The sequence below is a fragment of the Streptomyces sp. NPDC005303 genome (assembly GCF_040607335.1).
Lineage (GTDB): Bacteria > Actinomycetota > Actinomycetes > Streptomycetales > Streptomycetaceae > Streptomyces.
The window spans coordinates 128,584-149,045 of the sequence record NZ_JBEXGM010000001.1 but is presented as its reverse complement, the minus strand read 5'-3'; the positions used below and the strand labels follow the sequence as shown (position 1 = coordinate 149,045).

General features: G+C 68.9%; 18 protein-coding genes. 3 read left to right on the top strand and 15 right to left on the bottom strand.

Annotated elements, in window-relative coordinates; all coding sequences use genetic code 11:
- Positions 1-74: 74 nt before the first annotated feature.
- The 14 genes from nuoN to ABZT93_RS00655 are packed head-to-tail and all read right to left on the bottom strand — an operon-like array spanning position 75 to position 16,158.
- Entirely contained in the window at positions 75-1,724 is a 1,650-nt protein-coding gene (gene nuoN, locus ABZT93_RS00720) for an NADH-quinone oxidoreductase subunit NuoN (RefSeq protein ID WP_356096910.1), read from the bottom strand.
- A complete protein-coding gene (locus ABZT93_RS00715) occupies positions 1,721-3,292 on the bottom strand; it encodes an NADH-quinone oxidoreductase subunit M (protein WP_356096907.1) in 1,572 nt (523 codons plus the stop codon). Before ABZT93_RS00715 ends, nuoN begins: the two co-directional genes overlap by 4 nt.
- A gap of 5 nt (positions 3,293-3,297) precedes the next feature.
- The gene (gene nuoL, locus ABZT93_RS00710; RefSeq protein WP_356096904.1) at positions 3,298-5,271 is read right to left on the bottom strand and encodes an NADH-quinone oxidoreductase subunit L; all 1,974 of its coding nucleotides are present in this window, start codon (positions 5,269-5,271) and stop codon (positions 3,298-3,300) included.
- 14 nt (positions 5,272-5,285) lie between these two features.
- Entirely contained in the window at positions 5,286-5,585 is a 300-nt protein-coding gene (nuoK, locus tag ABZT93_RS00705) for an NADH-quinone oxidoreductase subunit NuoK (protein ID WP_037929353.1), read from the bottom strand.
- Positions 5,582-6,439: an NADH-quinone oxidoreductase subunit J gene (locus ABZT93_RS00700; RefSeq protein WP_356096901.1), complete on the bottom strand. Its 858-nt coding sequence runs from the start codon at positions 6,437-6,439 to the stop codon at positions 5,582-5,584. Before ABZT93_RS00700 ends, nuoK begins: the two co-directional genes overlap by 4 nt.
- Positions 6,436-7,077, bottom strand: coding sequence for an NADH-quinone oxidoreductase subunit NuoI (gene nuoI, locus ABZT93_RS00695; protein WP_356096898.1), 642 nt, complete (start codon positions 7,075-7,077; stop codon positions 6,436-6,438). Before nuoI ends, ABZT93_RS00700 begins: the two co-directional genes overlap by 4 nt.
- Positions 7,070-8,446, bottom strand: a complete 1,377-nt coding sequence (gene nuoH, locus ABZT93_RS00690; protein WP_356096895.1) for an NADH-quinone oxidoreductase subunit NuoH — start codon at positions 8,444-8,446, stop codon at positions 7,070-7,072. The genes nuoI and nuoH overlap by 8 nt, the downstream gene beginning before the upstream one ends.
- Positions 8,443-10,947 carry an NADH-quinone oxidoreductase subunit G gene (locus ABZT93_RS00685; protein ID WP_356096893.1) on the bottom strand — a complete coding sequence of 835 codons (2,505 nt, stop codon included), beginning with the start codon at positions 10,945-10,947 and terminating at the stop codon, positions 8,443-8,445. The genes nuoH and ABZT93_RS00685 overlap by 4 nt, the downstream gene beginning before the upstream one ends.
- Positions 10,944-12,296 carry an NADH-quinone oxidoreductase subunit NuoF gene (gene nuoF / locus ABZT93_RS00680; RefSeq protein WP_356096890.1) on the bottom strand — a complete coding sequence of 451 codons (1,353 nt, stop codon included), beginning with the start codon at positions 12,294-12,296 and terminating at the stop codon, positions 10,944-10,946. The genes ABZT93_RS00685 and nuoF overlap by 4 nt, the downstream gene beginning before the upstream one ends.
- A complete protein-coding gene (gene nuoE / locus ABZT93_RS00675; protein WP_356096888.1) occupies positions 12,293-13,174 on the bottom strand; it encodes an NADH-quinone oxidoreductase subunit NuoE in 882 nt (293 codons plus the stop codon). The genes nuoF and nuoE overlap by 4 nt, the downstream gene beginning before the upstream one ends.
- A complete protein-coding gene (locus tag ABZT93_RS00670) occupies positions 13,171-14,493 on the bottom strand; it encodes an NADH-quinone oxidoreductase subunit D (protein ID WP_356096885.1) in 1,323 nt (440 codons plus the stop codon). Before ABZT93_RS00670 ends, nuoE begins: the two co-directional genes overlap by 4 nt.
- Positions 14,490-15,233, bottom strand: a complete 744-nt coding sequence (locus tag ABZT93_RS00665) for an NADH-quinone oxidoreductase subunit C (RefSeq protein WP_356096883.1) — start codon at positions 15,231-15,233, stop codon at positions 14,490-14,492. The genes ABZT93_RS00670 and ABZT93_RS00665 overlap by 4 nt, the downstream gene beginning before the upstream one ends.
- On the bottom strand, positions 15,230-15,784 hold the full coding sequence (locus ABZT93_RS00660; RefSeq protein WP_007383964.1) for an NADH-quinone oxidoreductase subunit B: 555 nt from the start codon (positions 15,782-15,784) through the stop codon (positions 15,230-15,232). The genes ABZT93_RS00665 and ABZT93_RS00660 overlap by 4 nt, the downstream gene beginning before the upstream one ends.
- A gap of 14 nt (positions 15,785-15,798) precedes the next feature.
- Positions 15,799-16,158 (bottom strand): NADH-quinone oxidoreductase subunit A, encoded by a 360-nt coding sequence (locus ABZT93_RS00655; RefSeq protein ID WP_007383963.1) that lies wholly within the window; start codon positions 16,156-16,158, stop codon positions 15,799-15,801.
- Between the two features lie 734 nt (positions 16,159-16,892).
- Between ABZT93_RS00655 and ABZT93_RS00650 the strand changes: the two genes are divergently transcribed.
- Entirely contained in the window at positions 16,893-17,699 is an 807-nt protein-coding gene (locus tag ABZT93_RS00650) for a C40 family peptidase (RefSeq protein ID WP_356015366.1), read from the top strand.
- 391 nt (positions 17,700-18,090) lie between these two features.
- On the opposite strand, the gene ABZT93_RS00645 is transcribed toward ABZT93_RS00650, so the two are convergent.
- The gene (locus ABZT93_RS00645; protein WP_356096880.1) at positions 18,091-19,377 is read right to left on the bottom strand and encodes a geranylgeranyl reductase family protein; all 1,287 of its coding nucleotides are present in this window, start codon (positions 19,375-19,377) and stop codon (positions 18,091-18,093) included.
- A gap of 123 nt (positions 19,378-19,500) precedes the next feature.
- Here ABZT93_RS00645 and ABZT93_RS00640 point away from each other — a divergent pair, with 123 nt between their 5' ends.
- A complete protein-coding gene (locus tag ABZT93_RS00640) occupies positions 19,501-20,025 on the top strand; it encodes a GNAT family N-acetyltransferase (protein WP_356096877.1) in 525 nt (174 codons plus the stop codon).
- A gap of 110 nt (positions 20,026-20,135) precedes the next feature.
- Complete coding sequence (locus tag ABZT93_RS00635) at positions 20,136-20,453, top strand: PASTA domain-containing protein (RefSeq protein ID WP_356098368.1); 318 nt, start codon at positions 20,136-20,138, stop codon at positions 20,451-20,453.
- The last annotated feature ends 9 nt before the right edge of the window (positions 20,454-20,462 follow it).

Below are 20,462 nucleotides of genomic sequence, written 5' to 3'. Positions count from 1 at the left end.
CCGCATGCGGCGGGCCCCGGTTCCCTTCGAGGGAGCCGGGGCCCGCCGTATGAGCACGGTTCAGGCATCGCAGGTCAGCGCACGAACACTCCCGCCTGGTTCGCCAGGTCCAGGAAGTACTGCGGCGCCACACCGAGCACCAGGGTGACCGCCACGCCGACCCCGATCGCCGCCATTGTCAGCGGCGACGGCACGGCGACCGTCGGTCCCTCCGGGCGCGGCTCGCTGAAGAACATCAGCACGATCACCCGGATGTAGAAGAACGCGGCGATGGCCGACGAGATCACACCGACCACGACGAGCGGTGCCGCGCCGCCCTCCGCCGCCGCCTTGAACACGGCGAACTTACCGGCGAAGCCGGAGGTCAGCGGGATACCGGCGAAGGCCAGCAGGAACACCGCGAACACGGCGGCCACCAGCGGCGAACGACGGCCCAGTCCCGCCCACTTGGACAGGTGCGTCGCCTCGCCCCCGGCGTCGCGGACCAGAGTGACCACGGCGAACGCGCCGATCGTCACGAACGAGTACGCGGCCAGGTAGAACAGGACCGACGACACTCCGTCCGGCGTGGTCGCGATGACACCGGCGAGGATGAACCCGGCGTGCGCGATCGACGAGTACGCCAGCAGCCGCTTGATGTCGGTCTGTGTGATCGCGACGATCGCACCGCCGAGCATGGTGACGATCGCGACGGCCCACATGACCGGCCGCCAGTCCCAGCGCAGGCCCGGCAGGACGACGTAGAGGAGCCTGAGCAGCGCGCCGAAGGCGGCCACCTTGGTCGCCGCCGCCATGAAGCCGGTGACCGGGGTGGGTGCGCCCTGGTAGACGTCAGGCGTCCACATGTGGAAGGGCACCGCGCCGACCTTGAACAGCAGGCCCATGAGGATCATCGCGGCGCCGATCAGCAGCAGCGCGTCGTTGCCCATGGTGTCGGCGAGCGCCGGGTCCACGGTGGTGATCGTGCCGTCGACGACCTTCGCGATCGTGCCGTACGACACCGAGCCCGCGTAGCCGTACAGCAGCGCGATGCCGAACAGGGTGAACGCGGAGGCGAAGGCTCCGAGCAGGAAGTACTTGACCGCGGCCTCCTGCGACATGAGCCGCTTGCGGCGGGCCAGCGCGCACAGCAGGTACAGCGGGAGCGAGAAGACCTCCAGGGCCACGAACAGCGTCAGCAGGTCGTTGGCGGCCGGGAAGATCAGCATGCCGGCGACGGCGAAGAGCAGCAGCGGGAACACCTCGGTGGTGGTGAACCCGGCCTTCACGGCGGCCTTCTCGCTGTCGCTGCCCGGCACCGAGGCGGCCTGCGCGGCGAACGAGTCGACGCGGTTGCCGTGGGTCTCGGGGTCGAGCCGCCGCTCGGCGAAGGTGAACAGGCCGACCAGTCCCGCCAGCAGGATCGTGCCCTGAAGGAACAGGGCCGGTCCGTCGACGGCGATCGCGCCCATGGCCGCGATGCCCGCCTTGGTGGTGGCGTATCCGTCGGCGGCCAGGGCGACGACCGCCGCGAAGGCGGCGCACAGGGCCACGACGGAGACGAACAGCTGGACGTAGTAACGGGACTTGCGCGGGACGAAGGCCTCGACCAGCACTCCGATGATCGCCGCGCCCACGACGATCAGGGTGGGTGACAACTGCCCGTATTCGATCTTCGGCGCGTCGATCTTGGAGATCGGGTCGGCCGCGGTTGTCCACAGGCTGTGGACGGCTACTGCGCTCACTTGGCCGCCTCCACCTCGGGCTTGGGGTCCTTCTTGTGTACGTCGGACATGGTCGACTTCACCGCCGGGTTCACGATGTCCGTGACGGGCTTCGGGTAGACGCCCAGGAAGATCAGCAGGACGACCAGCGGGGCCACGACCACGAGCTCACGCATCCGCAGGTCGGGCATCGCGGAGACCTCCGGCTTCACCGGGCCCGTCATCGTCCGCTGGTAGAGGACGAGGGTGTACAGCGCGGCGAGCACGATGCCGAAGGTCGCGATGATGCCGATGGCCGGGTAGCGCGCGAACGTGCCGACCAGGACCAGGAACTCACTCACGAAGGGTGCGAGGCCCGGCAGGGACAGGGTCGCGAGGCCGCCGATCAGGAAGGTGCCGGCGAGCACCGGGGCGACCTTCTGGACACCGCCGTAGTCGGCGATGAGCCGCGAGCCGCGCCGCGAGATCAGGAAGCCGGCCACCAGCATCAGCGCGGCCGTCGAGATCCCGTGGTTGACCATGTAGAGCGTCGCGCCGGACTGGCCCTGGCTCGTCATCGCGAAGATGCCCATGATGATGAAGCCGAAGTGCGAGATCGACGCGTAGGCCACCAGCCGCTTGATGTCCCGCTGGCCGACCGCGAGCAGCGCCCCGTAGATGATGCTGATCACCGCCAGGACGAGGATCGCGGGCGTCGCCCACTTGCTGGCCTCCGGGAAGAGCTGGAGGCAGAAGCGGAGCATCGCGAAGGTGCCCACCTTGTCGACGACCGCCGTGATGAGGACGGCGACCGGGGCGGTGGCCTCCCCCATCGCGTTGGGCAGCCAGGTGTGCAGCGGCCACAGGGGCGCCTTCACCGCGAAGGCGAAGAAGAACCCGAGGAACAGCCAGCGTTCGGTGTTGGTCGCCATGTGGAGCGAGCCGTTGGCCCGCGCCTCGGCGATCTCCTGGAGGCTGAAGTTCCCCGCGACCACGTAGAGGCCGATCACCGCGGCCAGCATGATCAGACCGCCGACCAGGTTGTAGAGGAGGAACTTCACGGCGGCGTACGAGCGTTGGGCCGCCGCGTTCTCGTCCGAGCCCGCGTGGGCGCGGTCCCCGAAGCCGCCGATGAGGAAGTACATCGGGATCAGCATGGCTTCGAAGAAGATGTAGAAGAGGAAGACGTCGGTGGCCTCGAAGGAGATGATCACCATCGCCTCGACGGCCAGGATCAGGGCGAAGAAACCCTGCGTCGGCCGCCACCGCCGGCTTCCGGTCTCCAGCGGGTCGGCGTCGTGCCAGCCCGCCAGGATGATGAACGGGATCAGCAGGGCGGTCAGCGCGAGGAGCGCCACCCCGATGCCGTCCACGCCCAGTTCGTACCTGACCCCGAAGTCCGCGATCCAGGCGTGCGATTCGGTGAGCTGGTAGCGGGCGCCGTCCGGGTCGAAGCGGACCAGGACGGCGATCGCGAGGGCGAGTGTGGCGACCGAGACGAGCAGCGCCAGCCACTTCGCGGCGGTGCGCCGCGCGGCCGGCACGGCGGCCGTGGCGATGGCCCCGATCGCCGGGAGCACCGCCGTCGCTGTCAGCAGAGGAAAGGACATCGGTATCAGACCGCCCTCATCAGCAGGGTCGCGGCGACGAGGATCGCCGCGCCGCCGAACATCGAGACCGCGTACGACCGCGCGAAGCCGTTCTGCAGCTTGCGCATCCGCCCGGACAGACCGCCGACCGAGGCCGCCGTGCCGTTGACCACTCCGTCGACCAGGGTGTGGTCGACGTACACCAGGGACCGCGTGAGGTGCTCTCCGCCTCGGACCAGGACGACGTGGTTGAAGTCGTCCTGGAGCAGGTCGCGCCGGGCGGCCCGGGTGAGCAGCGACCCGCGCGGGGCGACGACCGGGACCGGGCGCCTGCCGTACTGGAGCCAGGCGATGGCGACGCCGATGACCATCACCGTGACCGTGGCCGCCGTGACCGTGGCCGCGCTGATCGGCGCGTCTCCGTGGCTGTGCCCGGTGATGGGCTCCAGCCAGTGCAGGAAGCGGTCGCCGATGCTGAAGAACCCGCCCGCGAAGACCGATCCGAAGGCCAGCACGATCATCGGGATCGTCATGGACCTGGGCGACTCGTGCGGGTGCGGTTCTGCGTGTTCGCCGTGGTGTTCGGCCGCGGGCTCCGCACTGGGGGCCTCCGGGGAGCGGGTCGCCTGGTTCTTCCAGCGCTCCTCCCCGAAGAATGTCATCAGCATCACGCGCGTCATGTAGAAGGCGGTGATGGCCGCGCCCAGCAGGGCGCAGGCGCCGAGGATCCAGCCCTCGGTGCCGCCCTTGGCGAAGGCCGCCTCGATGATCTTGTCCTTGGAGAAGAAGCCGGACAGGCCCGGGAAGCCGATGATCGCGAGGTAGCCGAGACCGAACGTCACGAAGGTGACCGGCATGTACTTCCTGAGGCCGCCGTACTTCCGCATGTCGACCTCGTCGTTCATGCCGTGCATGACCGAACCGGCGCCGAGGAAGAGCCCGGCCTTGAAGAAGCCGTGCGTCACCAGGTGCATGATCGCGAAGACGTAGCCGATGGGGCCGAGGCCCGCGGCGAGGACCATGTAGCCGATCTGCGACATGGTCGAACCGGCGAGCGCCTTCTTGATGTCGTCCTTCGCGCAACCGACGATCGCACCGAACAGGAGCGTGACCGCGCCGACGACGGTGACGACCAGCTGGGCGTCCGGAGCGAGGTTGAAGATGTTGGCGGAGCGGACGATCAGGTAGACGCCCGCGGTCACCATGGTCGCCGCGTGGATGAGGGCCGAGACCGGGGTCGGGCCCTCCATCGCGTCCCCGAGCCAGGACTGCAGCGGCACCTGGGCGGACTTGCCGCAGGCGGCCAGCAGCAGCATCAGGGCGATGCCGGTGAGCGTCGCCCCGGACGCGCCCTCGACGAGTCCGGGCTTCTCGTGGCTGCCGAGGACCGGGCCGAAGGCGAAGGTGCCGAACGTGGTGAACATCAGCATGATCGCGATCGACAGGCCCATGTCGCCGACGCGGTTGACCAGGAACGCCTTCTTCGCGGCGGTCGCCGCGCTGGGCTTGTGCTGCCAGAAGCCGATCAGCAGGTAGGAGGCGAGACCGACGCCCTCCCAGCCGACGTACAGCAGCAGGTAGTTGTCGGCGAGGACGAGCAGCAGCATCGCCGCGAGGAACAGGTTCAGATAGCCGAAGAAGCGGCGGCGCCGCTCGTCGTGCTCCATGTACCCGATCGAGTACAGGTGGATCAGCGAGCCGACGCCGGTGATCAGCAGCACGAACGTCATCGACAGCTGGTCCAGGCGGAAGGTGACGTCGGCCTGGAAGCCCTCGACCGGGATCCAGGTCCACAGGTGCTGGATGAGCGTGCGGTGTTCGGCGTCCTTGCCGAGCAGGTCGGCGAAGAGGATGGCGCCGAACACGAAGGAAGCGGCGGCGAGGATCGTGCCGATCCAGTGGCCGACGGCGTCCAGCCGCCGGCCGCCGGTCAGCAGCACCGCCGCTCCGAGCAGGGGCGCCGCGATGAGCAGCGCGATCAGGTTCTCAGCGTTAGTCACGGTTCAGCGACCCCTTACAGCTTCATCAGGCTGGCGTCGTCGACCGAGGCCGAGTGGCGGGAACGGAACAGCGACACGATGATCGCGAGCCCGACCACGACCTCCGCGGCGGCGACGACCATCGTGAAGAAGGCGATGACCTGGCCGTCGAGATTGCCGTGCATCCGGGAGAAGGCGACGAACGCGAGGTTGCAGGCGTTGAGCATGAGCTCGACGCACATGAACACGACGATTGCGTTGCGCCTGATCAGCACGCCGGTGGCGCCGATCGTGAACAACAGGGCGGCGAGGTAGAGGTAGTTGACCGGGTTCACTTCGACGCCTCCCTCTTGAAGGTGGCCGGTTCGATCTCGGTCCGCTCCAGGCGTTCCTCGGCGCGCTGCTCCAGCGCCTTGAGGTCGTTGAGCGCCTCGGCGGACACGTCCCTGATCTGGCCGCGCTCGCGCAGTGTCTTGCTGACCGTGAGCTCGGACGGGGTGCCGTCGGGCAGCAGGCCCGCGATGTCCACCGCGTTGTGCCGGGCGTAGACGCCGGGGGCGGGCAGCGGCGGGACGTGCTTGCCCTCGCGGACGCGCTTCTCGGCCATCTCGCGCTGGGTCAGGGCGCGTTCGGTGCGCTCGCGGTGGGTGAGCACCATGGCGCCGACGGCGGCGGTGATCAGCAGGGCGCCGGTGATTTCGAAGGCGAAGACGTACTTGGTGAAGATGAGGGTCGCCAGACCCTCCACATTGCCGCCCGAGTTGGCCTGGGTGAGGCCGTTGAACTGCTTGAGGGAGGCGTTGCCGATGCCGGCGAAGAGCAGGATGCCGAAGCCGAGCCCGCACACCAGGGCCAGCCAGCGCTGGCCCCTGATGGTCTCCTTGAGGGAGTCCGCCGCGGTCACGCCGACGAGCATCACCACGAACAGGAACAGCATCATGATCGCGCCGGTGTAGACGACGATCTGGACGACGCCGAGGAAGTAGGCGCCGTTGGCGAGGTAGAACACCGCCAGGATGATCATGGTGCCGGCGAGACAGAGCGCGCTGTGCACGGCCTTCTTCATGAAGACGGTGCACAGGGCGCCGATCACGGCGACGGTGCCGAGGACCCAGAACTGGAAGGCCTCGCCGGTGGAGGTGTCGGCGGCCAGGGTGGCCGCGGCGGCGAGCTGGAGAGGTGCGGTCATCGCCCGATCACCTTCTCCGACGCCGGTTCGTCCGCACCGAAGGTGGAGTCGGCCTCTTGGACCACCTCGCCCTTGGAGACGGCGACCTGGGGCACGGTGCCGGGCGCGGCCTCGGTGACCAGGCCCCGGTAGTAGTCCTGCTCGTGCGTGCCGGGGTAGATGGCGTGGGGCGAGTCGACCATGCCCTCTTCGAGGCCGGCGAGCAGCTGTTCCTTGGTGAAGATGAGGTTGGCGCGGCTGCTGTCGGCCAGCTCGAACTCGTTGGTCATCGTCAGCGCGCGCGTGGGGCAGGCCTCGATGCACAGCCCGCACAGGATGCAGCGGGCGTAGTTGATCTGGTAGACGCGGCCGTACCGCTCGCCCGGCGAGTAGCGCTCCTCGTCGGTGTTGTCGGCGCCCTCCACATAGATGGCGTCGGCGGGGCAGGCCCAGGCGCACAGCTCGCAGCCGACGCACTTCTCCAGGCCGTCCGGATGGCGGTTGAGCTGGTGCCGTCCGTGGAACCGCGGAGCGGTGGTCTTCTGCTGCTCCGGGTACTGCTCGGTCAGCCGCTTCTTGAACATGGCCTTGAAGGTCACGCCGAAGCCGGCGACGGGGTTCATGAAACCGGGCTTGGTCTCCTTGGGCTCCTCAGCCATCGGACGCCTCCTTTCCATCCGTAGAACCAGTCGGCGGTCCGTCACTGTGAGTATCGGGCCCGCCACTGACAATCAGCTCCCGCTCCTGGCGCGAGCGGCGCCTGGGCGCAGACGGCAACTCCTGTCCGGGCAGCGGCGGGACGGGGAATCCGCCCGCCATCGGGTCGAATCCGGCCGGCTGTCCGGCGGGCTCCGCGGCCGCCGTCGACTTCTCGCGGAACATGTCCACGACGAAGGAGAGCAGCAGCAGGACCAGGACTCCGCCGCCGACGTAGAGCGCGATGTCGGCGAAGTCGTAGTTCTCGTTGCGCAGGGTCCGCACGGTCGCCACGAGCATCAGCCACACCACGGAGACCGGGATGAGGACCTTCCAGCCGAGCTTCATCAACTGGTCGTAGCGGACCCGCGGGAGTGTGCCGCGCAGCCAGATGAAGAAGAACAGCAGCAGCTGCACCTTGATCACGAACCAGAGCAGCGGCCACCAGCCGTGGTTCGCGCCCTCCCAGAAGGTGCTGATGGGCCAGGGGGCCCGCCAGCCGCCGAGGAAGAGCGTGGTCGTCACGGCCGAGACCGTCACCATGTTCACGTACTCGGCGAGCATGAACATCGCGAACTTGATCGACGAGTACTCGGTGTTGAAGCCGCCGACCAGGTCGCCCTCGGACTCCGGCATGTCGAAGGGGGCGCGGTTGGTCTCGCCGACCATGGTGATGACGTAGATGATGAAGGAGACCGGCAGCAGGACGATGTACCAGCGGTCCTGCTGCGCCTCGACGATCGCCGAGGTCGACATCGACCCGGAGTACAGGAACACCGAGGCGAAGGCGGCACCCATGGCGATCTCGTACGAGATCATCTGCGCGCAGGAGCGCAGGCCGCCGAGGAGCGGATACGTCGATCCGGAGCTCCAGCCCGCCAGGACGATGCCGTAGATGCCGACCGAGGCGACCGCGAGGATGTAGAGCATCGCGATCGGCAGGTCGGTGAGCTGCATCGCGGTGCGGTGGCCGAAGATCGAGATCTCGTTGCCGGAGGGGCCGAAGGGGATCACCGCGATCGCCATGAAGGCCGGGATGGCCGCGACGATCGGCGCGAGGACGTAGACGACCTTGTCCGCGCGCTTGACGATGACGTCTTCCTTCAGCATCAGCTTGATGCCGTCGGCGAGCGACTGGAGCATGCCCCAGGGGCCGTGTCGGTTGGGGCCGATGCGCAGCTGCATCCAGGCGACGACCTTGCGCTCCCACACGATGGAGAACAGCACGGTCACCATCAGGAAGGCGAAGCAGAAGACGGCCTTGATGACGACGAGCCACCAGGGGTCGGTGCCGAACATCGAGAGGTCTTCCGCGGCGCGGTACGGGCTCATGCCTCCACCTCCTTGGGAGCTTCGGCAGCGAGCGTCGCCGGGCCGATGTGGACGAGGGAGCCGGGCACCACCCCGGCGTCGGAGGCGACGCCCGCGCCGGTGGAGTTCAGCGGGAGCCAGACCACGCGGTCGGGCATCTCGGTGACCTGCAGCGGCAGTTCGACGACTCCGGTCTTGCCGGTCACGGCGAGGAGATCGCCCTCCTTGACGCCCACCTCGGCGGCTGTCGCGGCCGACACCCGCGCGCGTGCCGCGTGCCGGGTCCCGGCGAGCGCCTCGTCGCCCTGCTGGAGCAGACCCTGGTCGAGCAGCAGCCGGTGTCCGGCCAGCACGGCCTCTCCGACGGCGGGCCGCGGCAACTGGGCCCCGGTCTCGAAGGGTTCGGTACCGCGCGGTCCGTCCCACGGGCCGAGCCGGTCGATCTCCGCGCGCGTGGTGCGCAGATCCGGCAGACCCAGGTGTACGTCCATGGCGTCGGCCAGCATCTGCAGCACCCGTGCGTCGGTGGGCGCGAGTCGGCGGGTCATCTGGTCGGGTTTGAGCGCGGCCTCGAAGAAGCGCACCCTGCCCTCCCAGTTGAGGAAGGTGCCGGCCTTCTCGGCGACCGCGGCCACCGGCAGGACGACGTCCGCGTGCTCGGTGACCTCACCGGGACGCAGTTCCAGCGACACCACGAACCCGACCTCCTGGAGCGCTTCACGCGCGCGTGCCGGGTCGGGCAGGTCCGCGACCTCGACGCCCGCGACCACCAGGGCCTGGAGCTCGCCGGACATCGCGGCCTCGACGATCTGACCGGTGTCCCTGCCGTACCGGTGCGGGAGTTCGGCCACGCCCCAGACCGAGGCGACCTCCTCACGCGCGCGTGGGTCGGTGGCCGGACGCCCGCCCGGCAGCAGCGAGGGCAGCGCGCCCGCTTCGAGGGCGCCGCGCTCTCCGGCCCGCCGCGGGATCCACACCAGCTGCGCGCCGGTCGCGGAGGCGGCCCGTACGGCGGCGGTCAGTCCGCCCTTCACAGCGGCCAGCCGCTCGCCGACGACGATCACCGCGCCCGCGGTGCGCAGCGCCTCGGAGGCCCTGCTGCCGTCGTCCTCCAGGCCGACTCCGCCGGCCAGCGCGTCCAGCCACTCGGTCTCGGTGCCGGGGGCGGCGGGCAGCAGCGTGCCGCCCGCCTTCTCCAGACCGCGCGTGGCGTGGGTGGCGAGCGAGAAGACCTTCTGGCCGTGTCCCCGCCAGGCCTTGCGGAGCCTCAGGAAGACGCCGGGCGCCTCCTCCTCGGCCTCGAACCCGACCAGCAGGACCGCCGGCGCCTTCTCCAGAGCGGTGTACGTGACGCCCGTACCGTCGAGGTCACGGCCGTGGCCGGCGACCCGCGCGGCCAGGAAGTCGGCCTCCTCGCCGCTGTGCACGCGCGCGCGGAAGTCGATGTCGTTGGTGTCGAGCGCCACGCGCGCGAACTTGCTGTACGCGTAGGCGTCCTCGATGGTGAGCCGGCCGCCGGTGAGGACTCCGGCCCGGCCGCGCGAGGCGAGCAGCCCCTGGGCCGCGATCTGGAGCGCCTCCGGCCAGGACGCCGGCACCAGCTCGCCCTCGGGGTTGCGCACCAGCGGGTGCTCCAGCCGGTCCCGCTGCTGCGCGTACCGGAAGGCGAAGCGCCCCTTGTCGCAGATCCACTCCTCGTTGACCGCGGGGTCGTTGGCCGCGAGCTTGCGCATGACCTTGCCGCGCCGGTGGTCGGTGCGGGTGGCGCAGCCGCCGGAGCAGTGCTCGCACACACTCGGGGAGGACACCAGGTCGAAGGGGCGGGAGCGGAACCGGTACGCCGCCGAGGTAAGCGCGCCGACCGGGCAGATCTGGATGGTGTTGCCGGAGAAGTACGACTCGAAGGGGTCACCCTCGCCGGTGCCGACCTGCTGGAGCGCTCCCCGCTCGATCAGCTCGATCATGGGGTCGCCCGCGATCTGGTTGGAGAAGCGGGTGCAGCGGGCGCACAGCACGCACCGCTCGCGGTCGAGCAGCACCTGGGTGGAGATCGGGACGGGCTTCTCGTAGGTGCGCTTCTTGCCCTCGAAGCGGGACTCGGACTGCCCGTGGGACATCGCCTGGTTCTGCAGGGGGCACTCGCCGCCCTTGTCGCAGACCGGGCAGTCCAGCGGGTGGTTGATGAGGAGGAGCTCCATCACACCGTGCTGGGCCTTCTCGGCGACCGGCGAGGTGAGGTGGGTCTTCACCACCATCCCGTCGGTGCAGGTGATGGTGCAGGAGGCCATCGGCTTGCGCTGGCCCTCGACCTCGACGATGCACTGCCGGCAGGCGCCGGCCGGGTCGAGGAGGGGGTGGTCGCAGAACCGGGGGATCTCGATGCCGAGCTGTTCGGCGGCCCGGATGACCAGGGTGCCCTTGGGCACGCTGATCTCGGCGCCGTCGATCGTCAGCGAGACGAGATCCTCCGGCGGGACCGCCGCCTCTCCCCCTCCCGCGGGAGTGCTGGTGGTCACAGTCATGCGTTCACCTCCGTGCGGGAGTCGGCCCAGACCGTCGACTTGGCCGGGTCGAAGGGGCAGCCGCGGCCCGTGATGTGCTGCTCGTACTCCTCGCGGAAGTACTTGAGCGAGGAGAAGATCGGCGAGGCGGCACCGTCGCCGAGGGCGCAGAACGACTTGCCGTTGATGTTGTCGGCGATGTCGTTCAGCTTGTCGAGGTCGGACATGGCGCCCTTGCCGGCCTCGATGTCGCGCAGCAACTGCACGAGCCAGTAGGTGCCTTCACGGCACGGGGTGCACTTGCCGCAGGACTCGTGGGCGTAGAACTCGGTCCAGCGGGTGACGGCGCGGACGACGCAGGTCGTCTCGTCGAAGCACTGCAGGGCCTTGGTACCGAGCATGGAACCGGCGGCGCCGACGCCCTCGTAGTCGAGGGGGACGTCGAGGTGCTCCTCGGTGAACATCGGCGTCGAGGAACCGCCCGGCGTCCAGAACTTCAGCCGGTGTCCGGGCCGCATTCCGCCGCTCATCTCCAGCAGCTGGCGCAGCGTGATGCCGAGCGGGGCCTCGTACTGGCCGGGGCTCGCGACGTGGCCGCTGAGCGAGTAGAGCGTGAAGCCCGGGGACTTCTCGCTGCCCATCGACCTGAACCAGTCTTTCCCCCTTTGGAGGATCGCGGGAACCGACGCGATCGACTCCACGTTATTTACAACAGTCGGGCAGGCGTAGAGGCCCGCGACCGCAGGGAAGGGGGGACGGAGCCGCGGTTGGCCACGGCGGCCTTCGAGCGAGTCGAGCAGTGCGGTCTCCTCACCGCAGATGTACGCGCCGGCGCCCGCGTGCACGGTGATGTCGAGATCGAGGCCGCTGCCCAGGATGTTCTGTCCGAGGTAGCCGGCCGCGTAGGCCTCGCTCACGGCCGAGTGCAACCGCCGCAGTACGGGGACGACTTCACCCCGCAGATAGATGAAGGCATGCGAAGACCTGATGGCGTAACACGCGATGATCATGCCCTCGATGAGGCTGTGCGGGTTCGCGAAGAGGAGCGGGATGTCCTTGCACGTCCCGGGCTCCGACTCGTCGGCGTTGACAACTAGATAGTGCGGCTTTCCATCCCCCTGCGGAATGAACTGCCACTTCATCCCGGTGGGGAATCCGGCGCCGCCGCGGCCGCGCAGACCGGAGTCCTTGACGTACGCGATCAGGTCGTCCGGCGACATCGCGAGCGCCTTGCGGAGCCCCTCGTACCCCTCGTGCCTCTTGTAGACGTCCAGCGTCCAGGACTCGTCCTCGTCCCAGAAGGCCGACAGCACGGGTGCGAGCAGCTTCTCGGGACTGGTGTCCTTCAGTTCGGGTGCCAAGGTCATCACTCCCCCTCCTCGGCGGTGGGCCCGGCCGGGTGGGCCGGGTCGGAGGCCGACGTGTCCTGTGGCGCGTCGTGTGAGCTCAGGTGCTGCCTCGGGGACGGCTCGTGGACGTCCCGGTCCTGCGGTGCGCCGTCGCGGCCCTGCGGTGCGCCGTCGCGCGGATGGACCACGCGCGCGGGTGCGGTCTCTCCCCTGGCCAGGCGGAGGCCCACCAGCGACGCGGGTCCCGCTCCGCCGCTCGCCTCGACGGCACCGGGCCGCTCGTCGGGGAAGCCGGCGAGGATCCGCGCGGTCTCCTTGAAGGTGCACAGCGGCGCCCCGCGCGTGGGCTCGACCGGACGTCCCTCGCGCAGGTCGTCGACGAGCCGCTTGGCGGTGGCCGGGGTCTGGTTGTCGAAGAACTCCCAGTTGACCATCACGACCGGCGCGAAGTCGCAGGCCGCGTTGCACTCGATGTGCTCCAGGGTGACCTTGCCGTCGTCGGTGGTCTCGCCGTTGCCGACGCCCAGGTGCTCCTGGAGCTCGGAGAAGATCGCGTCGCCGCCCATCACCGCGCACAGGGTGTTGGTGCAGACCCCGACCTGGTAGTCACCGGACGGCCTGCGCCGGTACATGGTGTAGAAGGTGGCCACCGCGGTGACCTCGGCCGTGGTCAGCTCCAGCACGTCCGCGCAGAACTGCATGCCGGTGCGCGTGACATGGCCCTCCTCCGACTGCACGAGATGCAGCAACGGCAGGAGCGCCGAGCGGGAGTCCGGGTAGCGGGCGATGATCTCGCGCGCGTCCGTCTCCAGCCGGGCTCGGACGTCGTCCGGGTAAGCGGGTGCGGGCAGTTCGGGCATGCCCAGGCTGACGCCCCGCTCGGAAGAACTGGTGGTCACCGGTCGACGCCTCCCATCACGGGGTCGATGGACGCGACAGCGACGATGACGTCGGCGACCTGGCCGCCCTCGCACATCGCCGCCATGGCCTGAAGGTTGGTGAAGGACGGGTCGCGGAAATGGACCCGGAAGGGGCGGGTGCCGCCGTCGGACACGGCGTGCACCCCGAGTTCGCCCTTGGGCGACTCGACGGCCGCGTACGCCTGTCCCGGCGGGACGCGGAAGCCCTCGGTGACCAGCTTGAAGTGGTGGATCAGGGCCTCCATGGAGGTGCCCATGATCTTCTTGATGTGGTCGAGGGAGTTGCCGAGCCCGTCGGGGCCGAGCGCGAGCTGGGCGGGCCAGGCGATCTTCTTGTCGGCGACCATGACCGGGCCGGGCTGGAGCCGGTCCAGGCACTGTTCGACGATCCTGAGCGACTGGCGCATCTCCTCCAGGCGGATCAGGAAGCGGCCGTAGGAGTCGCAGGTGTCGGCGGTCGGCACGTCGAACTCGTAGGTGTCGTAGCCGCAGTAGGGCTGTGCCTTGCGCAGGTCGTGCGGCAGGCCGGTGGAGCGCAGGATGGGGCCGGTGGCGCCGAGGGCCATGCAGCCCGCCAGGTCCAGATAGCCGACGTCCTGCATACGGGCCTTGAAGATGGGGTTCCCGGTGGCGAGCTTGTCGTACTCCGGGAGGTTCTTCTTCATCTTCTTCACGAACTCGCGGATGTGGTCCACCGCGCCGGGCGGCAGGTCCTGCGCGAGTCCGCCGGGGCGGATGTACGCGTGGTTCATCCGAAGGCCCGTGATGAGCTCGTAGATGTCGAGAATCATTTCACGATCACGGAATCCGTAGATCATGATCGTGGTGGCGCCGAGTTCCATGCCGCCGGTGGCGATGCACACCAGGTGCGAGGAGAGCCGGTTCAGCTCCATCAGGAGCACCCGGATGAGGGTGGCGCGGTCAGGGATCTGGTCCTCGACGCCGAGGAGCTTCTCGACGGCGAGACAGTAGGCGGTCTCGTTGAAGAAGGACGTCAGGTAGTCCATGCGCGTCACGAACGTGGTGCCCTGCGTCCACGTGCGGAACTCGAGGTTCTTCTCGATGCCGGTGTGGAGGTAGCCGATGCCGCACCGGGCCTCGGTGACCGTCTCGCCGTCGATCTCCAGGATCAGGCGGAGCACTCCGTGGGTGGACGGGTGCTGCGGGCCCATGTTGAGGACGATGCGCTCGTCGTCGGCACGGGCCGCGGCCTGGACGATCTCGTCCCAGTCGCCACCGGTGACGGTGTAGACGGTGCCCTCGGTGGTCTCACGAGGAGAGGCGTGGGAAGTGCTCACGAGTACGACCTCCGCTGGTCCGGAGCCGGGATCTGGGCGCCCTTGTACTCGACGGGGATGCCGCCGAGGGGGTAGTCCTTGCGCTGCGGATGGCCCTGCCAGTCGTCCGGCATCATGATCCGCGTCAGGGCCGGGTGACCGTCGAAGACGATCCCGAAGAAGTCGTAGGTCTCGCGCTCGTGCCAGTCGTTGGTCGGATACACCGAGACCAGGGAGGGGATGTGCGGGTCGGCGTCCGGCGCGCTGACCTCCAGGCGGATCAGCCGGTTGTGGGTGATCGAGCGCAGGTGGTAGACGGCGTGCAGCTCGCGGCCCTTGTCGTGGAGGTAGTGGACCCCGCTGACGCCGGTGCAGAGCTCGAAGCGCAGGGCCGGGTCGTCGCGCAGGGTCTGTGCGACGCGCAGCAGGTGCTCGCGCTCGATGTGGAAGGTGATCTCGCCGCGGTCGACGACCGTCTTCTCGATCGCGTTGCCGGGGAGCAGTCCCTGCTCCTCCAGGGCGCCTTCCAGTTCGTCGGCGACCTCGTCGAACCAGCCGCCGTAGGGGCGGGTGGCCTCCCCCGGCAGCCTGATGGAGCGGACCAGGCCGCCGTAGCCGGAGGTGTCGCCGCCGTTGTCGGCGCCGAACATGCCGCGCTGGACGCGGATCTCCTCACCGCCCTCGCCGCGCTGGCCGGGGAGGTTGGAGCCGCTCAGATCCTTCTCCGGGTTGGCTCCGTTGGTGCCGTTCGCGTCGCTCACCGCAGCAGCCCCTTCATCTCGATCGTGGGCAGGGCCTTGAGCGCCGCCTCCTCCGCCTCTCGGGCCGCCTCCTCGGCGTTCACGCCGAGCTTGGAGGACTGGATCTTCTGGTGGAGCTTGAGAATCGCGTCCATCAGCATCTCCGGCCGTGGCGGGCAGCCGGGCAGATAGATGTCGACCGGGACGATGTGGTCGACGCCCTGCACGATCGCGTAGTTGTTGAACATGCCGCCCGAGGAGGCGCAGACCCCCATGGAGATGACCCACTTGGGGTTCGGCATCTGGTCGTAGACCTGCCTGAGCACCGGCGCCATCTTCTGGCTGACCCGGCCGGCGACGATCATGAGGTCCGCCTGGCGGGGTGAGCCGCGGAAGACCTCCATGCCGAAGCGGGCCAGGTCGTAGCGTCCGGCGCCGGTGGTCATCATCTCGATGGCACAGCAGGCGAGGCCGAAGGTGGCCGGGAAGACGGACGCCTTGCGCACCCAGCCCGCGGCCTGCTCGACGGTGGTCAGCAGGAAGCCGCTCGGCAGCTTTTCTTCGAGTCCCATGAGTTAAAGGCCCCTCAGTCCCATTCCAGGCCGCCGCGCCGCCATACGTACGCGTACGCGACGAAGACGGTGAGCACGAAGAGCAGCATCTCCACGAGCCCGAAAACACCCAGGGCGTCGAAGGTGACGGCCCAGGGGTAGAGGAAGACGATCTCGATGTCGAAGACGATGAAGAGCATCGCCGTCAGGTAGTACTTGATGGGGAAGCGCCCGCCGCCGGCCGGCGTGGGGGTCGGCTCGATCCCGCACTCGTAGGCCTCGAGCTTGGCCCGGTTGTACCGCTTCGGACCGATCAGCGTGGCCATGACCACGGAGAAGATCGCAAAGCCTGCCCCGAGGGCTCCCAGTACGAGGATGGGCGCATAAGCGTTCACCGCTCCTCGCTCCTCTCAGTCGGCACTGACTGCTGGCGATGGCATCGGACTCACACCCGGCTCATACGTCCCTCTGACCTCCGTCCGTCCCGACGAAGATCGCGAACATGTGAAGCAGGTCACAAGCCCAACTGACCCGCATCTTATGCCCGCCGGTCTGTGATCTGCGACACGGGGTATTGCACAAGCTTTGTGATCTCCACCACCAGACGAAGGATCATGAAGTCGGATCAGCGGTGATCTTCATACGAGAAGCGTCCGAGTGATCACCAGAGGTGACATTTTCGCTAGTCGGCGCAGGTCGGGAGAGGCGTCTCCATATCAAGAAGCTTCCCCTGCATGCAAATTGGCGGTGGGCGCGACCGCTTGATAGTGGACCGCGTTCACACGTCAGAGGGAGGCGCGAGGACGAGTGTGGACGCGTGCACACATTCACGAGCGCCGGCACGCTCCGGACGCAGCCGTCGCCGTAACCGTTGCGTGACCTCCGCCACATCCACAGGAGCCTCCCAGGAAGGGGGCTTGGCCATCGGCCCCAACCGGTGGTAGCTGCGGGGCAATTCGGGCGTAACAGCGAAAGGCCATGATCACGGCCATGATCACGTGAGTCCGCAATGTCCGTTACGGCGTCAATAAAGAGTGAGCCACCGGGTTTTCGGGCCACCGATTGAACAACTGTGGCGCAGCCCACGTTTCTTGAAGGTATGGAGGAGCCCCTGATACCAGTTGGTCTCATGTCCCACACCGCTCACATACGCAGCCACCGGAAACCCCGCCGCAGCGCGACGACTTCGATCGCCGTGCGTGCCGGAGTCGCCGGTGGCGTGCTCAGCATGGCAGCGGCGGGCGCGTCGGCTTCGGCGTTCGCCGCCGAGTCGACGACGCAGACCCTCGAACTGCCCACCCTCTCGGCCGACCTGGGCAGCCAGGTCGCCGAGTCCGCCGACGCGATGCAGCAGGCGGCCGCCAACTACCAGCTGCAGGCCGAGCGTGACGCGGCCGCCGCAAAGGCCGCGAAGCAGGCCAAGGCGGACCTCGCGGAGGCCAAGAAGAAGGCTGAGGCCAAGAAGAAGGCCGAGGAGGCACGCAGGGCCGCCGCTGAGGAGGCCGCCTCGCGCAGCTCCGAGCGGACCACCCTGTCCGCCTCGGCGAGCGCCAGTGTCTCCACGAGCTCGTCCACGGCCACCGGTTCGGCCGCGGCCGTCATCGCCTTCGTCAAGGCACAGGTGGGTGACGCCTACGTCTCCGGCGGCACCGGCCCCAACTCCTGGGACTGCTCGGGCCTCGTGCAGGCCGCGTTCAGCCAGATCGGCGTCGACCTGCCGCGCGTCTCGCAGGACCAGTCGACCGCGGGCACCCAGGTCTCGCTGAGCAACCTCCAGCCGGGCGACATCCTGTACTGGGGCGGTGCGGGCAGCGCGTACCACGTGGCGGTGTACGTCGGCGACGGCATGTTCGTCGGCGCGCAGAACCCCTCGACGGGCGTCGTCGAGAAGCCGCTGTCCTACGACCCGCCGACCGGAGCGGTGCGGGTGCTCTGACACCGGGACACCCGGGGACATGGGTCACCGGGGCAGCACGAACGCACGGAAGGGCCGCAGCCGCTCGGGGGCTGCGGCCCTTCCGTTCTCCTGCGCGGGGTTGGATGCCGGGACGTGACCGAGTTCGGGCCCGATCTCGCCGCGTGGACGACGACGGGGTCCGGCGTGTCGGGCACGTCGTCATTCGACAGGCACTGAACGGCGCTCAGGGCACCGTCAGCGCCCGAGGGGCACCGTCAGCGCCCGAGGGGCACCGTCAACGACTGAGGGGCACCGTCAGCGCCTGAGGGAGTGGACCAGCGCCCACACCGACACCGCGATGAGGATGACGAACACGGGTAACGCGATCCCTGCGTCCATCCCTCCACGGTGCTCCGGTGCAGGGCTCCCGTCACGCCTTCGGCGCCACCTTGCTCAGCCCGTTGATGATCCGGTCCATCGCGTCGCCGCCCGTGGGGTCGGTGAGGTTGGCGAGCATCTTGAGGGTGAACTTCATCAGCAGCGGGTGGGTCAGGCCGCGCTGGGCCGCGATCTTCATGACCTTCGGGTTGCCGATGAGCTTCACGAAGGCGCGGCCCAGCGTGTAGTAGCCGCCGTAGGTGTCCTTGAGGACCTGCGGGTAGCGCTGCAGGGCGATCTCCCGCTGGGCGGGCGTCGCGCGGGCGTGGGCCTGGACGATGACGTCGGCGGCGATCTGGCCGGACTCCATGGCGTAGGCGATGCCCTCGCCGTTGAAGGGGTTGACCATGCCGCCGGCGTCACCGACCAGGAGCAGGCCCTTGGTGTAGTGCGGCTGGCGGTTGAAGGCCATGGGCAGGGCGGCGCCCCGGATCGGACCTGTCATGTTGTCGGGGGTGTAGCCCCACTCCTCCGGCATCGAGGCGCACCAGGCCTTCAGCACCTCGCGCCAGTCGAGCTCCTTGAAGGAGTCGGAGGTGTTCAGGACACCGAGGCCGACGTTGGAGGTGCCGTCGCCCATGCCGAAGATCCAGCCGTAGCCGGGCAGCAGCCGGTCCTCGCCGGGGCCGCGGCGATCCCACAGCTCCAGCCAGGACTCCAGGTAGTCGTCCTCGTGGCGGGGGCTCTCGAAGTACGTCCGTACGGCGACGCCCATCGGGCGGTCCTCGCGGCGGTGCAGGCCCATCGCGAGGGAGAGCCGGGTGGAGTTGCCGTCGGCGGCGACCACGAGGGGCGCGTGGAAGGTGACTTCGCGCTTCTCCTCGCCGAGCTTCGCGTGGACGCCCGTGATGCGACCGGTGCGGTCGTCGACGATCGGGGCACCGACGTTGCAGCGCTCGTAGAGTCGCGCCCCGGCCTTCTGGGCCTGGCGGGCGAGCTGCTCGTCGAAGTCGTCGCGCTTGCGGACGAGGCCGTAGTCGGGGAAGGAGGCCAGTTCCGGCCAGTCGAGCTGGAGGCGCACGCCGCCGCCGATGATGCGAAGGCCCTTGTTCCGCAGCCAGCCGGCCTCTTCGGAGATGTCGATGCCCATGGCCACGAGCTGCTTGGTGGCGCGCGGGGTGAGGCCGTCACCGCAGACCTTCTCGCGCGGGAACTCGGTCTTCTCCAGGAGGAGCACGTCGAGTCCGGACTTGGCGAGGTGGTACGCGGTCGTGGAGCCGGCCGGCCCCGCGCCGACGACGATGACATCGGCGGTGTTCTCGGACAGGGGCTCGGTCACGGCGGGATCTCCCCAGGCTCGGAATCAAGTTCGGAATCAAGTTCTGAATCCGCGTGCCGACCGGCACTGGACATGGGCAGTCTATTCAGCAGAATTGATCACCCGGCTGAAGGGCTGCCCCCAGTGAACCGAGCTCTGCCCGTAGTACGGCTGCGCGTCCCCACCGACGAGGACGCCGTGGCCTGGCACCGGGTCTTCGACGACCCGGACGTCATGGAGTTCCACGGCGGCAGATCCGCGGAGCTGTATGTCTACGAGGAGCTCACCGCGCGGCAGCGCCGGCACGACGCCGAGCGCGGTTTCTGTCTGTGGACCATGGTCGGCGAGCGCGGTCAGGTCATCGGCTTCACCGGTGCCCAGCCGTGGCCGCGGGACTGGGGGCCGACGGGCGAGATCGAGATCGGCTGGCGGCTCGGGCGGGCGTACTGGGGGCAGGGATACGCCACGGTGGCCGCGCAGATGACGCTGGAGCGGCTCAGGGCGGCGGGCGTCCCGAACGTGGTGGCGATGATCAGACCCGGCAACGAACGGTCGATCGCGGTCGCCAAGCGCCTCGGGATGGAACTCTCGGAGACCTTCCCGCACCCCCTGCTCCCGGAAGAGGCGCTGTGCTTCCGGCTCTCCCTGCAGGGCAGTCACCCGGAGTAGCGGTCTGCTACAGAAAGAAACCCGGCACTTCCGGCCGCCACCGGCACGGAGTTACCCTGCCAGTACCGCTGGGGGTGACATCTGTGCGTATAACACCCAAGACGCCCGAAGTGCGCGTACCGCGTCTGGTCGGACTCATGGCCATCGACGCGCGCGAAACGGCACAGGCGCAGGGCCTGTTCGTCAACGCGCCGGATCGCAGGGACTTCCACCAGGCCGTCGTCGACTATGTCGTACGCCAGTACCCGCAGGCCGGCGCGGAGGTGCCGCGGGACTCCGTGGTGTACGTGTGGTTCGACCTCGGCCCGGGTGAGGGCGGCGGAGGCAGCCGGGAGCCCCGTATCCCCCATCCCCCGAGCGGTGGCCTCCAGCGCGAACTGGACGAGCCGGGCGATCCGTATGTGGTCCGCTGTGTGACGGGACTCTGAGCCGGCGCG

Excerpts from the sequence above, each read along its gene's own strand:
- ABZT93_RS00715 (WP_356096907.1), bottom strand. The coding sequence starts at position 3,292 with ATGTCCTTTCCTCTGCTGACAGCGACGGCGGTGCTCCCGGCGATCGGG.
- ABZT93_RS00700 (WP_356096901.1), bottom strand. The coding sequence starts at position 6,439 with ATGACCGCACCTCTCCAGCTCGCCGCCGCGGCCACCCTGGCCGCCGAC.
- nuoI (WP_356096898.1), bottom strand. The coding sequence starts at position 7,077 with ATGGCTGAGGAGCCCAAGGAGACCAAGCCCGGTTTCATGAACCCCGTC.
- nuoH (WP_356096895.1), bottom strand. The coding sequence starts at position 8,446 with ATGAGCCCGTACCGCGCCGCGGAAGACCTCTCGATGTTCGGCACCGAC.
- ABZT93_RS00685 (WP_356096893.1), bottom strand. The coding sequence starts at position 10,947 with ATGACTGTGACCACCAGCACTCCCGCGGGAGGGGGAGAGGCGGCGGTC.
- ABZT93_RS00660 (WP_007383964.1), bottom strand. The coding sequence starts at position 15,784 with ATGGGACTCGAAGAAAAGCTGCCGAGCGGCTTCCTGCTGACCACCGTC.
- ABZT93_RS00650 (WP_356015366.1), top strand. The coding sequence starts at position 16,893 with ATGTCCCACACCGCTCACATACGCAGCCACCGGAAACCCCGCCGCAGC.